General features: G+C 72.9%; 11 protein-coding genes. 8 read left to right on the forward strand and 3 right to left on the reverse strand.

Going from position 1 to position 13,978, the window contains the following annotated elements:
* Window positions 1–148 precede the first annotated feature (148 nt).
* Window positions 149–1,606 (forward strand): flavin-containing monooxygenase, encoded by a 1,458-nt coding sequence (locus ACTOQ1_RS14280; protein ID WP_440067301.1) that lies wholly within the window; start codon window positions 149–151, stop codon window positions 1,604–1,606.
* A 183-nt stretch (window positions 1,607–1,789) separates the two neighbouring features.
* Here the strand turns inward: ACTOQ1_RS14280 and ACTOQ1_RS14285 are convergent, their stop codons facing one another.
* The gene (locus ACTOQ1_RS14285) at window positions 1,790–3,556 is read right to left on the reverse strand and encodes a gamma-glutamyltransferase family protein (RefSeq protein WP_440067303.1); all 1,767 of its coding nucleotides are present in this window, start codon (window positions 3,554–3,556) and stop codon (window positions 1,790–1,792) included.
* Window positions 3,557–3,686: 130 nt separating this feature from the next.
* On the opposite strand from ACTOQ1_RS14285, the gene ACTOQ1_RS14290 reads away from it, so the two are divergent.
* The 7 genes from ACTOQ1_RS14290 (at window position 3,687) to ACTOQ1_RS14320 (ending at window position 10,997) form a co-directional block, all read left to right on the forward strand.
* The gene (locus tag ACTOQ1_RS14290; RefSeq protein WP_440067305.1) at window positions 3,687–4,814 is read left to right on the forward strand and encodes a sensor histidine kinase; all 1,128 of its coding nucleotides are present in this window, start codon (window positions 3,687–3,689) and stop codon (window positions 4,812–4,814) included.
* Window positions 4,811–5,458 (forward strand): response regulator, encoded by a 648-nt coding sequence (locus ACTOQ1_RS14295; protein WP_440067307.1) that lies wholly within the window; start codon window positions 4,811–4,813, stop codon window positions 5,456–5,458. The genes ACTOQ1_RS14290 and ACTOQ1_RS14295 overlap by 4 nt, the downstream gene beginning before the upstream one ends.
* Window positions 5,459–5,551: 93 nt before the next feature.
* Window positions 5,552–6,175 (forward strand): Uma2 family endonuclease, encoded by a 624-nt coding sequence (locus ACTOQ1_RS14300; RefSeq protein ID WP_440067308.1) that lies wholly within the window; start codon window positions 5,552–5,554, stop codon window positions 6,173–6,175.
* 141 nt (window positions 6,176–6,316) lie between these two features.
* On the forward strand, window positions 6,317–6,835 hold the full coding sequence (locus ACTOQ1_RS14305; protein WP_440067310.1) for an RNA polymerase sigma factor: 519 nt from the start codon (window positions 6,317–6,319) through the stop codon (window positions 6,833–6,835).
* Complete coding sequence (locus tag ACTOQ1_RS14310; RefSeq protein WP_440067312.1) at window positions 6,832–8,034, forward strand: hypothetical protein; 1,203 nt, start codon at window positions 6,832–6,834, stop codon at window positions 8,032–8,034. The genes ACTOQ1_RS14305 and ACTOQ1_RS14310 overlap by 4 nt, the downstream gene beginning before the upstream one ends.
* A gap of 227 nt (window positions 8,035–8,261) precedes the next feature.
* Window positions 8,262–9,419: an urease accessory protein UreH domain-containing protein gene (locus ACTOQ1_RS14315; protein WP_440067314.1), complete on the forward strand. Its 1,158-nt coding sequence runs from the start codon at window positions 8,262–8,264 to the stop codon at window positions 9,417–9,419.
* A gap of 165 nt (window positions 9,420–9,584) precedes the next feature.
* Window positions 9,585–10,997: a tetratricopeptide repeat protein gene (locus tag ACTOQ1_RS14320; RefSeq protein WP_440067315.1), complete on the forward strand. Its 1,413-nt coding sequence runs from the start codon at window positions 9,585–9,587 to the stop codon at window positions 10,995–10,997.
* 146 nt (window positions 10,998–11,143) lie between these two features.
* On the opposite strand, the gene ald is transcribed toward ACTOQ1_RS14320, so the two are convergent.
* Together ald and ACTOQ1_RS14330 are read right to left on the reverse strand one after the other, a co-directional pair.
* Window positions 11,144–12,259 (reverse strand): alanine dehydrogenase, encoded by a 1,116-nt coding sequence (gene ald / locus ACTOQ1_RS14325; RefSeq protein WP_440067317.1) that lies wholly within the window; start codon window positions 12,257–12,259, stop codon window positions 11,144–11,146.
* Window positions 12,260–12,467: 208 nt separating this feature from the next.
* Window positions 12,468–13,862, reverse strand: a complete 1,395-nt coding sequence (locus ACTOQ1_RS14330) for an aspartate aminotransferase family protein (protein WP_440067318.1) — start codon at window positions 13,860–13,862, stop codon at window positions 12,468–12,470.
* Between the last annotated feature and the right edge of the window lie 116 nt (window positions 13,863–13,978).

Consider the following 13,978-nt stretch of genomic DNA (forward strand, 5'->3'; position numbering starts at 1 on the left):
ACCCGCTCCCCCGCTCATTACATTGGACGAATAATCCAATAGAAACGAGCACGGACCGCTCTCACCGCACGGCCGGAGTCGGCCGGCGCCGCCCGGGAGCCGTCACCGGCGAGGAGCCGGAGAGAGCGAAGGGGAGCGAGGAGGCCCGATGAGCACGCGCCCCGGGATCACGATCATCGGCTCCGGCTTCGCCGGGCTGGGCATGGCGATCAAGCTCAAGGAAGCCGGATACCACGACTTCGTCATCCTGGAGAAGGCCGGCGACCTGGGCGGGACCTGGCGTGACAACACCTACCCCGGCTGTGCCTGCGACGTCCCCTCGCCCCTGTACTCCTTCTCGTACGAGCCCGGCCCCGGCTGGTCGCGGATGTTCTCCCCCCAGGCCGAGATCCGCGACTACCTGCGGGCCTGCGTCGAGAAGTACGGCCTCGGCCCCCACCTGCGGTTCGGCGCGGAGGTCGCCGGGCTGGAGTACGACGACGCGGCGCGCCGCTGGCGGGTGGACGTCGCCGGGGGCGAGACCTTCACCACCAACGCGGTGGTCTCGGGCACCGGCGCGCTGCACGTGCCGTCGCTGCCCGCGATCCCCGGCCGCGAGAGCTTCGCGGGCCCGTCCTTCCACTCGGCCGAGTGGGACCACTCGGTGGACCTGGCCGGGAAGCGGGTCGCGGTCATCGGCACCGGGGCGTCGGCGGTCCAGTTCGTCCCGCGGATCGCCGGGCGGGTCTCCCGCCTGCACGTCTTCCAGCGCACGCCCCCCTGGATCCACCCCAAGCCCGACTTCCCCTTCTCCTCCCGGGCGAGACGGCTCCTCGGCCTGCCCGGCACCACCCGCGCGCTGCGCGCCGCGATCTACTGGGCGCTGGAGAGCCGGGCGCTGGGCTTCGCCGTCGACCCGCGCCTGATGGGGGCCCACCGCAAGCTGGCCCTGCGCCACCTGGCCGACCAGGTCCCCGACCCGGCGCTGCGCGCCAGGCTCACCCCCGGCTACACGATCGGCTGCAAGCGCGTCCTGATCTCCAGCGACTACTACCCGGCGCTGGGCAGGGACAACGTCGAGGTGATCACCGACGAGGTGCGGGAGATCAGGGAGGGCTCGATCGTCGACTCCACCGGCAGGGAGACCGAGGTCGACGTGCTCGTCTACGGCACCGGTTTCAAGGTCACCTCCGCGCTGAACGAGCGGCGGATCGTCGGCAGGAACGGCAGGAAGATCCAGGACGCCTGGCAGGACGGCGTGCAGGCCTACTACGGCATCACCGTCGCCGGGTTCCCGAACCTGTTCCTCCTGCTCGGCCCCAACACCGGCCTGGGCCACAACTCGGTCGTCTTCATGATCGAATCGCAGGTCCGGTACGTCCTGGGCTGCCTGCGCCTGCTGTCCAGGACGAAGGCCAGGGCCCTCGACGTCCGCCCCGAGGCGCAGCGCGCCCACAACGACCGCCTCCAGGACCGCCTGAACCGCCGCGTCTGGAACAGGGGCGGCTGCGACAGCTGGTATCTCGACGAGCACGGCGTCAACAGGACCCTCTGGCCGGGCTTCACCTTCGAGTACTGGGCACGCACCCGGACGCCGAGACGCGAGGCCTACGAGCTGATCCCCTGACCGCCTCCCCTGCGCCCCGCCGCCGCCACCGACGTTCCCGCCGCCGCCGCTGTCGCCGCCGTCGACGTTCGCACCGGCCCCGCCGACGCCCCGGCGGCGCGGTCAGGACCGCGCCGCCGGGGTCGGCATCCGTTCGTACCGTCATCACACCTGCCGCCGCGCCTGCCGCGGCGGACGGGAACCCTACCTGCGCCCGCTCACCACCAGCGCGCTGCCGCCGCCGCGACGGGTCGGCTCCGCCACCGCCTGGAGCTTCCCGTTCCGCAGGAACTCGACCGCCGTGGCCGCGCCGATCTCGGGGTTCAGCACGAGGCTGTGGCCCCGGCCGGTGAGCTCGGCGCCGTAGCGGTCGATGAAGCCCTGCTCGGCCTGGGTCTGGGCGGTGTTGCGCTGGGTGGCCCGGGGCGCCGCGAGCGCCTCGGGGAGCGACATGCCGAAGTCCCAGCGGTTGACCAGGATCTGCAGCACGGTGGTGATGATCGTCGAGCCACCGGGGGAACCCAGCGCGATCAGCGGCCGGCCGTCCTTCAGGACGATCGTCGGCGCCATCGAGGAACGGGGCCGCTTGCCCGGCGCGGGCAGGTTCGGGTCGCCCGGGGCCGGCCCGAAGGTGAAGTCGGTCAGCTCGTTGTTGAGCAGGAAGCCACGGCCGGGGACGACGATGCCGTTGCCGCCGGTCGACTCGATGGTGATGTTGTAGGCGACCACGTTGCCCCACCGGTCCGTGACCACCAGGTGCGTGGTCTCCGGCCCCTCGGGGGCCGACGGGGTGGCCTCCGCGGAGGGCGCGGGCGCGCACGGCCCGTACGTCCCGTCGGGGTTGCCCGGCGCGGCCGGGCTCGTCATGGCCCGCTCGCCGATCAGGCAGGCGCGCTCCTTGGCGAACCCGTCGGACAGCAGCTCATCGAGCGGGACGCCCGGGATGTCGCCGACGTACCTGCCCCGGTCGGCGAAGGAGAGCCTGGAGGCCTCCAGGTACTCGTGCTCGCCGACCTCCGGCAGGGCCTCGAGGATGTTGAGCGCCTCGCCGACCGTCGAGCCCCCCGAGGACGGCGGCGCCATGCCGTACACGTCCATGCCCTTGTACGTCACCTTCGTGGGCGGCCGTTCGAGCGCCCGGTAGGCCTTCAGGTCGGACAGCTCCATCAGCCCCGGCCGCACGTTGCGGGTGGAGCCCGGGCTGACCGGCGGCTTCTTGACGGTGGCCACGACCTCGGCGCCCAGGGAGCCGCCGTACAGCCACTCGCCGCCCTGCCTGCCGAGCCTGCGGTAGGTGTCGGCCAGCTCGGGGTTGCGGAAGGTGGAGCCGACCGGCGGCGGGGCACCGCCCGGCAGGTAGAGCTTGGCGGTGGAGGTGAAGTCCTTGAAACGGGCCGCGTTGGCGGCGGTCTGGTCGTAGAAGGTCTGGTCGACCTTGAAACCCTTGGACGCGACCTCGATCGCGGGCTTCAGGGCCTGGCGCAGCGAGAGCGTGCCGAACCTGCGCAGCGCCAGCTCCCACTGGGCGACGCTGCCGGGCACCCCCGCGGACAGCCCGCTGGTCACGGCCTCTTCGAACGGGATGCCCTCCAGAGAGGCCGGCCCCATCGCCTTCGGCGCGGTCTCCCGGCCGTCGATCGTGTGGATCTTCTTGCGGCGCGCGTCGTAGTAGACGATGAACCCGCCCCCGGCCAGTCCGGCCGAGTAGGGCTCGGTCACGCCCAGGGCGGCCGCCGCGGCGACCGCCGCGTCCATGGCGTTGCCGCCCCCGCGCAGCACGCCCAGCGCGACCTTGCTGGCGTCGAGGTCGACGGTCGAGACCGCGCCCCCGTACCCCTCCGCGACGGGTTTCTTCTCCGCCTGCGGCCACACCGGCGACGCCTGCGGAGCGGCGGCGGCGGGTTGGACGAGCAGTAAGGAACTTCCCACCAGGATCCCCGCCAGGGGGATGGCGAATCGACGATTGATCATGAGACCTCCCGCAGACAGCTTGACTCAGCCCGTGAGCCTTGTCAGCCCCTTCCCTACCGCAGGGGATGTAGTACCTCATGCCTCACGAGGTGGACGCGAGCTTCGGGCGGGCGCACGTACAGTGCTGAGCGTGCACGCCAAACCCCGCTGGACCGAGTTCCTGCTCCCGCTGTTCGCGGGGGTCTTCCAGGGCACGGTCACCCGCGGCGTGCAGTGGTGGCAGGTCCACGACCCCGGCATGCTCAGGGTCCCGCTCGACCCGCTGGGCTGGGCGCTCGTGCTGGCCGGACCCCTGGCCCTGATCGTACGCCGCCGCCACCCGGTGGCCTGCCTGGCGGTCGCGGTGGGCTCGACCGCGATCTTCATCGGCCTCGGCCACCCCTACGGCCCGGTCTTCCTCAGCCCGATCGTCGCGCTGCACACCGCCGTGGCGCGCGGCCACCGCCGGGCGGCCTGGTCGATGTGGGGCCTGGCCTACGTGTTCCTCGTGGTCTACACGTCCTGGCTCGCCCCCGTCCGCCCGGCCGGCTGGTTCCACGACCTCACGGTGGGCGCGCTGATGGGCCTGGTCCTGGTGGTGGCGGAGTTCTCGCGGGCCAGGAGGGAACGGCAGGCCGAGCGCGAGCGGGTGGAGGAGGAGGAGTTGCGGCGGCGGGCCAGCGAGGAGCGGCTGACCATGGCGCAGGAGCTGCACGACGTGCTCGCGCACAACATCTCCCTCATCCACGTCCAGGCGTCCACCGCCCTGCACCTCATCGAGGAGCATCCCGAGCAGGCGCGGACCGCGCTCACCACGATCAAGCAGGCGTCCAAGGACGTGCTGACCGAGATGCGGTCGGTGCTCAACGTCCTGCGCGACGGCGCGCCCCGCTCCCCCACCGCCGGGCTGGACCGGCTCGACGAGCTCATCGAGCGCAGCGGGCTGCCGGTCACCAAGAAGATCGTCGGCGTGGCCGGGCCGCTGCCTCCCGGCGTCGACCGGGCCGGGTACCGCATCGTGCAGGAGGCCCTCACCAACGTCACCCGGCACGCCCCCGGCGCGTCGGTCACGGTCGTGCTCGGCTACGACCCCCGCGCGCTGACCGTCCAGGTCACCGACTCGGGCGGCGGCACCCCCGGGGAGAGCCTGGGCAGCGGGAACGGCGTTCCCGGCATGCGGGAGCGGGCCTCGGCCCTGGGGGGAACGCTGACCGCCACGCACCACGGCCGGGGCTTCCGCGTCGAGGCCCGGCTGCCGATCCCGGAGGAACCCCGATGATCAGAATCGTGCTCGCCGACGACCAGGCCCTCGTCAGGGCCGGGTTCCGTGCCCTGCTGGACGCGCAGCCGGGGATGACCGTGGTGGCCGAGGCCTCCGACGGGGCGGAGGCCCTGCGGCTGGTCGCCGAGCACGAGCCGGACGTGGTCCTGATGGACATCCGCATGCCCGGCATGGACGGGCTGACCGCCACCCGCGAGATGCCCGCCGGACCGAGGATCATCATCCTGACGACCTTCGAGCTGGACGAGTACGTCTTCGAGGCCCTCCGCGGCGGCGCCAGCGGCTTCCTGGTCAAGGACACCGAACCGGCCGAGCTCATCCAGGCCGTCCGGGTGGTGGCCGGAGGCGACGCCCTGCTCTCCCCCGGCGTGACCCGCCGCCTCATCGCCGAGTACGCGAGCCGCGCCAAGGAGCCGCACCACGCCCGTGACCTCGGCCTGCTCACCGACCGCGAGCGCGAGGTCCTCGCCCTGGTCGGCACCGGCATGACCAACGACGAGATCGCGGGCGAGCTCTTCATGAGCCCCGCCACCGCCAAGACCCACGTCAGCCGGACCATGATGAAACTCCACGCCCGCGACCGCGCCCAGCTGGTCGTCATCGCCTACGAATCCGGCCTCGTCCGCCCCGGCTGGGTCTGACGCCCCGTATCCCGGTAAAGGCTCGCACCCACCCGCCCCACTTGCGATACTCAACGTGTTCACCAGAACACGAAGGGACATATCGTCATGGTCATGACATCGCGACGGAGCCACGCCAATCTGCGCCCCTCCCCCGAGACCTCGTCCCAGCCTCTGCCAGGAACGGCGCGCGAGCTCTTCGACGCGCTTCCGCAGCTTCCAGGGCTGCGGACCGAAATCATCGACGGGAGACTGATAGTGAGCCCGGTGGGCACCCCCGAACACGCCAGGATCGCGATGCGCCTGTATCGCGCGCTCCTTCCGCTCATCGAGGAGAAGGAGTGGGACGGCTTCAGCGGGAACGTCGACGTCTGCATAGAAGGACCACGTGATCCGGTCGAGCCCGACTTCGTCCTGGCGCCCGCCGACTGCCCGCGCCGGGGCGCCCGCGAGCTGCTCTCCTCCGGGCTTCTCATGGTCGCCGAGATCGTGTCTCCGGGGAGCGCCGTCGACGACCGCGACCGCAAGCCCGCCGTCTACGCCTCCGGTGGCGTCCCCGTGATGCTCCTCGTCGACCCCGTGGCCGCGCCCGCCACCGTGACGGTCCTCAGCGACCCCAAGGAGGGCGAGTACCGGACCTCCACCCGGGTCGAGATGGGTTCGCGTCTCCACCTCCCCGAGCCGGTCGGCTTCACCCTCGACACCTCGATCTTCGCGGACACCCGGACCACGCCGTAAGCGGGAGGCCGGGCGGCGGGCCGGTCCGCGCGTCCCCTGCGGTCGACGCCCCCTCCCGGCGGCCCCGGCCGGTCGGGCGGGCGCGCGAACACTCATGCCCGTCCCAAGCAGCGAATCGGGGCCGGTGCGCGTTCTTAGGGCATGAACGGTGAGATAGTCGCTCTCCCCGCCACGCCACCCGACGCCGAGGCGGTACTGGCCGGCCTCTACCGCGAGCACCGGCTCGCCCTGGTGCGCCTGGCCGTGCTGCTCGTCGGGGACCGGGAGTGCGCGGAGGACGTCGTGCAGGACGTCTTCTCCAGGCTGCACGGCAAGGGTCCCGGGACGCTCACCCTGACATACGTCCGCGTCTGCGTGCTGAACGCCTCGCGCTCGGTCCTGCGCAGGCGCGGCGTCGCCGCCAGGGCGGTGCCGGGACGGCCGGAAGAGCCGGTGGACTCCGCGGAGACGGCCGCGCTGCTGGGCGAGTCGCGGCAGGAGATGCTGACCGCGCTCGGCCGGCTGCCCAGGCGGCAGCGCGAGGTCCTCGTCCTGCGCTACTACCTGGACATGTCCAACGCCGACATCGCCCGGGCGACGCGCCTCAGGGAGAGCACCGTGCGGTCCACCGCCTTCAGGGCCCTGGAGCGGCTCGAACGCGAACTGGGAGGCAAGGCATGACCGAGATCGAGGACCGGCTCAGGGACGCGCTGGCCGCCAAGGCCGGGAGCGTGCGGGACGACGGGCGGCCCCGGGCCCTGCCCGTGGCACGCGGGACGTCGTCCGGCGCCAGGTGGTGGGCCCCGATCGCGGTGGCGGCCGCCATCGTGACCGTGGCGGCCGCGACCGTCGTGGGAACGCGTACGGTCACGCCGCCCTCCCCGGCGGTCCCGGCGGTCCCGACGGTGCGGCCGACGCCCCGCGCCGGCTCCCTCGCACCGCCGATCAGGCAGGTGTGGCCGGGCGCGGTGCACGAGATCCCGGCGAAGGGGCCCGGCGGCCGGGTGTTCACCCCGGACGTGTTCGTCACCGACCGGGTCGTGGTGGGGCGGGGGCTCACCAGGAACCGGCTCGACGGGATCTGGTCGTACGACATCGGCAGGCGGAGGTTCACCCGGATCGCGCCGCTCAAGAACCCGAACGTGATGAACGCGCCGCTGGTCTTCGGCGACGGTCACCTGGCGTGGTCCACGCTCCGCGGCCGTCTGACGGAGATATGGGCGGTGCCGGTCACGGGCGGCGTCCCGCGGCGGATCGCCTCGGTCACGGCCGTGCTCGTCGACAACACCTACAGCGGGATCGGCCTGGCCATCGCCGACGGCATGGCCGTGTGGTCGCCGCTCGACGGCGGCGGCGTCCACCGGGCTCCGCTGACGGGCGGGAAGGCGTCCTTGGTCGACGGCACGAGAGGCTTCCACCTGGTCGACTGGCCGTGGGCCGGACGGCCCGAGCGGGACATGATGGCGGAGCGTCCCAGCGTTCGCCCGATGGAGTTCCTGAAGAACGTGCTCACCGGCGAGACCAGGGACGCGGCCCCTCCGGCGGGGCTGACGTCCTGGAGCGACTGCGGGGTGACGTGGTGCCTCAACGGCGCAGAGGCGTGGCGACGCGACGGCACGGACCGGCACGGGCTGCCGGGGACGGCCCGCGGGACCCTCTACTCGGGCCGCTTCGTCCTGCTCCACCAGAGGGGCCGCGACGGCGGGGGGGCGAGCTCCCTGCACGACGTCGCCACGGGACGTACCGGCCTGCTGTTCCCGGTTCCGACGCGCCGGGGGGACAAGGCGGCTCCCACCCTGTACGTGCACGAGGGCATGTTCCGGTTCCGGTCGGGACCGGGCAGGCAGGTTCTCGTCAACCTGAACGCCGCCGGCCGATGAGCCCCGCCGCCGCCGGCGGAATTCGTCGCGCGAAGCGGCGCGCGCCCTGGGGGAACGCCCCGGGGTGCGCCCCCGGCCGCCGGAAAGCCGGACGCCCGGCGAGGAGTCCGGAAACCGGGACCTCCGGTAAGCCGGCGAGAAGGCCCGAAACCTGGACGCCCGGTGAGGACGACGTGCGCGCTCGGTAAGGAAATGTCACCGTCGGTCGCCCTCCGGCGAGATTACGTTTGGTCCGTGGGGATCTGGATGGTCATCGGGGATGTCCGCTGAGCGCGGGACCGGCCGCGCTGTTCGCCGGGGGGCTCGCCGCGGGACTGGTCGCGGGTACGGCCTCGTGCGCGGCCGTGCAGGGCGGCCTGCTCACCGGGCTCACCTCCCGCCGCCCGGCCGGCTCCGGCGGGCTCACCTCCCGCGGCCGCCCGGCCGGCTCCGGCGGGCACGGCGGGACCGGGGCGGGTCCCTCGGGCCCCAGAGTCGTCGCGCTGTTCCTCGCCGGGCGCCTCGGCTCCCACACGGCGGCCGGAGCCCTGCTCGGGCTCGCCGGGTCCGCGGCGCGGCTGGGTCCTCAGGTCAGGGCCGCGTTGCTCGTCGCGGCCGGGATCGCGGTCGTGTTCTTCGGAATCCGCATGTTCGGCCGCGAACCGGAGGACGGATGCCGCCCGGACGCCTCGCCGGAGGGGCGCACGTCCCGGCGCGGCGGCGTGTCCGGGATCGCCGCCCCCGCGCCCAGGGCGCTGGCGCTCGGTGCCGCGACGATCCTGCTGCCGTGCGGGGTGACGCTCAGCACCGAGATGGTGGCGGTCTCCAGCGGGTCGGCGCTGGGCGGGGCCGCGGTGATGGCGGGCTTCGTGACGGGGACGGCTCCCGCGTTCGCCCTGCTCGGGCTGGTCCTGCGGCGGGCCGCGACGACCAGGCTGGCGGCGCTGGCGGGGGTCGTCGCGCTGGCGGCGGGCCTGTGGACGATCTCCTCGGGGCTGAGTCTCGGGGGGTGGCTCCCCGGGTCCGGCGGCCCGGCGACGGCGGCGGACGGCCCGGCACGGCCGATGGGCGCCCCGGCGGGAAGGACGGGGACGGCGGCGGACGATCAGGGGGGCGATACCGCGGCCGTCCCGGCGGGAACGGCCGTCCGCGCCGGCGACGTCCAGCGGGTCGAGGTCCGGGCCACCGGCCACGGCTACCGGCCGGGCGTGGTGACCGCCCGCGCGGGAGTTCCCACCGACCTCGTCTTCCGTCTCGAGGGCGTCCCCGGCTGCACCCGGACGCTCACGATCGACGGCCGCGACGTGGCACTGCCCGCCACGGTACGGCTGGGCGCGCGAGAGCCGGGTTCCCTGCGCTACGTCTGCTCGATGGGCATGTACGTGGGGTTCGTGCGCTTCGTCTGAGCATCGGGAGCCGAGCGCCGTGACACCGGGCCGGACACGACGATCGGATCGATGGGCGGATCGGCGGCGGACCGGCGGACGGAAGTCGCGATTACCCTCCGCCACCGGTCGGTTACGTGCCACCCTGTGACCTGTCGGCTGCGCGACGTCGGCGAGGAGGGTGACATGGGGTGGTGGCCTGACGACCCGGAGGCGACCGCGGGGTTGATACCCACCCCCCGGAGCACCGAGCACGAGAACGACACGGACGGCGAGACGGCGCTGCTGCTCGCCGCGCACGGCGGTGACGTGCAGGCCGCCCACCAGCTGGGCCGCCACTTCGCGCAGCGGGGCGACCGCTCGGCGGCGCGGCACTGGTGGGAGCGCGCGGCGGCCGCCGGAAACCTCGACAGCGCCTACAACCTGGGGATCTGGCACGAGAAGCACGGCACTCCCGCGGAGGCCGCGCGATGGTACGAGCTGGCGGCGAACGCCGGAGACGTCGAGGCCGCGGTGAACCTGGCGACCCTCCTGCTGGACCAGCACGGCGACGTCCCCGCCGCCCGGCGGTGGTTCGAGACGGCGGCCAGGGCGGGCTCCCGCGCGGCGACCAGGCGGCTCGCGCTGCTCTGCGAGGACGGCGGCGAGGTGAAGGCGGCCGGGGAGTGGCATCGCAGGGCCGCGATGGACGGCGACCTGGCCTCGGCCCACGACCTCGGATTCCTCGCCTACGCCTCCGGCGAGGAGGACGAGACGCTGCGCTGGTGGGAGCTGGCCGCCCGGAGCGGCCATGCCGACGCGGCCTACCACCTCGGGCTGTTCCTGCAGGCCAACCGCGACCCCGAGGGGGCGGAGACGTTCTTCCGGCTGGCCGCCAGGAACGAGCACCCCGGCGCCGCGTCCCAGCTCGGCGGGATCGCGCTGTCCCTCGGAGACCTGCGCACCGCGCGCGCCTGGTTCGAGCGGGCGGCCTGCACCGGCAGGATCGACGACCAGCGGACGGCCGGGTTCGTGTGCGTGGAGATGAGCGACGCGCGGGGGGCCGGCCACTGGTTCAGCCGGGCCGCGGCGGGGGGCGACCCGGAGGCGGCCTTCAATTTCGGCCTGCTGCTCATCGCCGAGCACAGCGACCTGCAGGGCGGGCAGCACTGGTTCCGCCAGGCGGCACAGGCGGGACACCACCGGGCCGCGGTCGAGCTGGCCGCGCTGCTGTCGGCCGCGGGCTTCTCCCGCGAGGCGGAGCGGTGGCTGTCCGATCCGCCCTCTCCCCCGTGGAGCCGGACCACCGAACCCGAGCTCGTCGCCCGCGCCGAGCTGGCCGCGGCCGCCGTCGCCCGGCGGGGCGGCGCCCCCCTGAGGGTCGCCGACCTGACCGAGATCCTCGGCACCTGGGAGCTCGTCACCCGGCCGCTGCGCGACCACACCGACGTCACGGCGTGGCTGACCGAGCGGAGCGGGCTGCCGTCGGGCGCGATCGAGCACCTGGCGTCCGTACGGGCCACGCTGTTGCGCCCCGGCGGCGCCCCCTGGCCGACCCCGGTGGAGATCGAGCACGTCCTGGTCACCGCACGCGCCCTGCGTTCCGGCTGGTCGCCGTGAACGAGGCGTGCGCGAGGCGTGCACGAGGCGCGGGCGAGGAGGGAGCGAGACCGTGACCGGCGCCGCGCCCCTCGCGAACCGGCCCCCGCGTCCCGGCGGGGCCACGCGTCCCGCGCCCGGCCGGCGCGGGACGTACGGCCCCGGTCTCAGGCGGCGATGACCTCGGAGACCGGCACGTGCGGCAGGCCGAGGGCGATGGCGACCTGCTCGTTGGTGAGCCGTCCCGCGTGGGTGTTGAGGCCCAGCGCGAGGGAGGCGTCCCGCTGGAGCGCGGTCTTCCAGCCGAGACCGGCCAGCTTGACCGCGTAGGGCAGCGTGGCGTTGGTCAGCGCGTAGGTGGAGGTGTTGGCGACGGACCCCGGCATGTTGGCCACGCAGTAGAAGATCGAGTTGTGGACCTGGTAGGTCGGCTCGGCGTGCGTGGTCGGGCGGGAGTCCTCGAAGCAGCCGCCCTGGTCGATGGCGATGTCGACGAGCACGGAGCCCGGCTTCATGCGGGAGACCAGCTCGTTGGAGACGAGGGTCGGGGCCTTGGCCCCGGGGATCAGCACGGCGCCGATGACCAGGTCGGCCTCCAGGACCTCCTTCTCGATCGCGTACGAGGTCGAGACGAGGGTCTTGAGACGGCCCTGGTAAATGGCGTCGACGAAGCGCAGGCGGTCGATGTTGAGGTCGAGGACGGTGACGTCCGCGCCCATGCCGACCGCGATCTGCGCGGCGTTGAGCCCGGAGACGCCCGCGCCGATGACGACGACCTTGGCGGGGGCCACGCCGGGCACGCCACCGGGCAGCACGCCGCGCCCGCCGTTGAAGCGCATCAGGTTGTAGGCGCCGACCTGCGGGGCCAGCCGGCCCGCGACCTCGGACATCGGGGCGAGCAGCGGCAGGGTGTTGCCCACCTGGACGGTCTCGTACGCGATGCCGGTGACCTGGCGGTCGAGGAGGGCGTCGGTGCACTCGCGGCCGGCCGCGAGGTGCAGGTAGGTGAAGAGCACCTGGCCGGGGCGCATGCGGTGGTACTCCTCCGCGATGGGCTCCTTCACCTTGAGGATCATCTCGGCCTGGTCCCACACCTCGTCGGCGCTGTCGAGGATCTTGGCCCCGGCGAAGAGGTACTCCTCGTCGGTGAGGTGCGAGCCGAGGCCCGCGCCGCGCTGGATGTAGACGTCGTGGCCGTGACGGACGAGCTCGTGCACGCCCGCCGGGGTCGCGGCGACGCGGTACTCGTGGTTCTTGACCTCGGCAGGCACGCCGATCTTCATGGGATTTCCTTTCGTTGTTTCGACGGAGTGGCACAGCGAGGCTTCCGCGGGTGCGGTGCGGTCTCACTCCGGCGGACATGGCGCCGGACGGCGGACGCCGGCGAGGGCGCGGCGGGCCGGGAAGGCCCGGACGGCGCGACCGCCGGCGGGTGCGGCGCGTCTCTCCGGGCCGCGCGTGGCGGTCCGGAGGGGGCGCGGCCGTGCGCGCTCAGAGGCGGCTCCATGCCTCCGTCAGCACCGAGCGGAGGATGGACTCGATCTCGTCGAACTCCTTGGGGCCGCAGATGAGCGGCGGGGCGAGCTGGATGACCGGGTCGCCCCGGTCGTCGGCGCGGCAGTACAGGCCCGCCTCGTAGAGGGCGCCGGAGAGGAAGCCCCTGATGAGGCGCTCGGACTCCTCGAAGTCGAAGGTCTCCTTGGTGACCTTGTCCTTGACGAGCTCGATGCCCCAGAAGTAGCCGGAGCCGCGCACGTCCCCGACGATCGGCAGGTCGCGCAGCCGCTCCAGGGTGGAGCGGAAGACCGGCTCGTTGCGAGTGACGTGGCCGAGCAGGTCCTCCCGCTCGAACAGGTCGAGGTTGGCCAGCGCGACGGCCGAGGAGACCGGGTGGCCGCCGAAGGTGTAGCCGTGGGCGAACATCTCGGTGCCGTTCTTGAACGGCTCGAAGAGGCGATCGGAGGCGATCATGGCGCCGATCGGCGAGTAGCCGCTGGTCATGCCCTTGGCGCAGGTGATGATGTCGGGGACGTAGTCGAACTTCTGCCCGCCGAACATGGTGCCGAGGCGGCCGAAGGCGCAGATGACCTCGTCCGAGACGAGCAGGACGTCGTACTCGTCGCAGATCTCGCGCAGGCGCTTGAAGTATCCGGGGGGCGGCGGGAAGCAGCCGCCCGCGTTCTGCACCGGCTCGACGAAGACGGCGGCCACGGTGTCGGGCCCCTCCATCTCGATGGCGCGGGCGACGCGCTCGGCGGCCCAGTAGCCGTACTGCTCGGGCGTCATGCCCGGCACGCCGGTGATCTCGTCGGCGCGGTAGTGGTTGGTGTTGGGCACCCTGACGGAACCCGGGACCAGCGGCTCGAACATCTGCTTGAAGGCCGGGATGCCGGTGATCGACAGGGCGCCCTGCGGGGTGCCGTGGTAGGCGATCTGGCGGCTGATGACCTTGTGCTTGAGCGGCCTGCCGGTGATCTTGAAGTACTGCTTGGCGAGCTTCCACGCGCTCTCGACGGCCTCGCCGCCGCCGGTGGTGAAGAAGACACGGTTGAGGTCGCCGGGGGTCTCGGCGGCGAGACGCTGGGCCAGCTCGACGGCCTTGGGGTGCGCGTACGACCAGAGCGGGAAGAACGCCAGCTCCTGGGCCTGCTTGGCGGCGGCCTCGGCCAGCTCGCTGCGGCCGTGACCCGCCTGGACCACGAAGAGACCCGCGAGGCCGTCGAGGTAGCGCTTGCCGTGCACGTCGTAGATGTAGGAGCCCTCACCGCGCACGATCATCGGCACCTCGGCGCCCTCGTACGAGCTGTGCCGGGTGAAGTGCATCCACAGGTTGTCCTGCGCGGCCTTCATGAGCGAGGTCACGTCGGTGTTTTCAGGGTGCGTCATCACGATCTTCCCTCGTTGAGCTGAGCTTCCAACAGTCTGCCTGCCAGAACAGCTCTTGCCAAGTGAAAACGTGGCATTAAAGTGCGAGAACCTCGGAATCCGCAAAACGCCTATGT

This window comes from Streptosporangium sp. OZ121 (assembly GCF_051918885.1).
Lineage (GTDB): Bacteria > Actinomycetota > Actinomycetes > Streptosporangiales > Streptosporangiaceae > Streptosporangium.

Bases quoted from the DNA above. Each gene is read 5' to 3' on its own strand.
- ACTOQ1_RS14330 (WP_440067318.1), bottom strand. From the start codon at position 13,862: ATGACGCACCCTGAAAACACCGACGTGACCTCGCTCATGAAGGCCGCG.
- ACTOQ1_RS14280 (WP_440067301.1), top strand. From the start codon at position 149: ATGAGCACGCGCCCCGGGATCACGATCATCGGCTCCGGCTTCGCCGGG.
- ACTOQ1_RS14300 (WP_440067308.1), top strand. From the start codon at position 5,552: ATGACATCGCGACGGAGCCACGCCAATCTGCGCCCCTCCCCCGAGACC.
- ACTOQ1_RS14320 (WP_440067315.1), top strand. From the start codon at position 9,585: ATGGGGTGGTGGCCTGACGACCCGGAGGCGACCGCGGGGTTGATACCC.
- ACTOQ1_RS14310 (WP_440067312.1), top strand. From the start codon at position 6,832: ATGACCGAGATCGAGGACCGGCTCAGGGACGCGCTGGCCGCCAAGGCC.
- ald (WP_440067317.1), bottom strand. From the start codon at position 12,259: ATGAAGATCGGCGTGCCTGCCGAGGTCAAGAACCACGAGTACCGCGTC.
- ACTOQ1_RS14285 (WP_440067303.1), bottom strand. From the start codon at position 3,556: ATGATCAATCGTCGATTCGCCATCCCCCTGGCGGGGATCCTGGTGGGA.
- ACTOQ1_RS14295 (WP_440067307.1), top strand. From the start codon at position 4,811: ATGATCAGAATCGTGCTCGCCGACGACCAGGCCCTCGTCAGGGCCGGG.
- ACTOQ1_RS14305 (WP_440067310.1), top strand. From the start codon at position 6,317: ATGAACGGTGAGATAGTCGCTCTCCCCGCCACGCCACCCGACGCCGAG.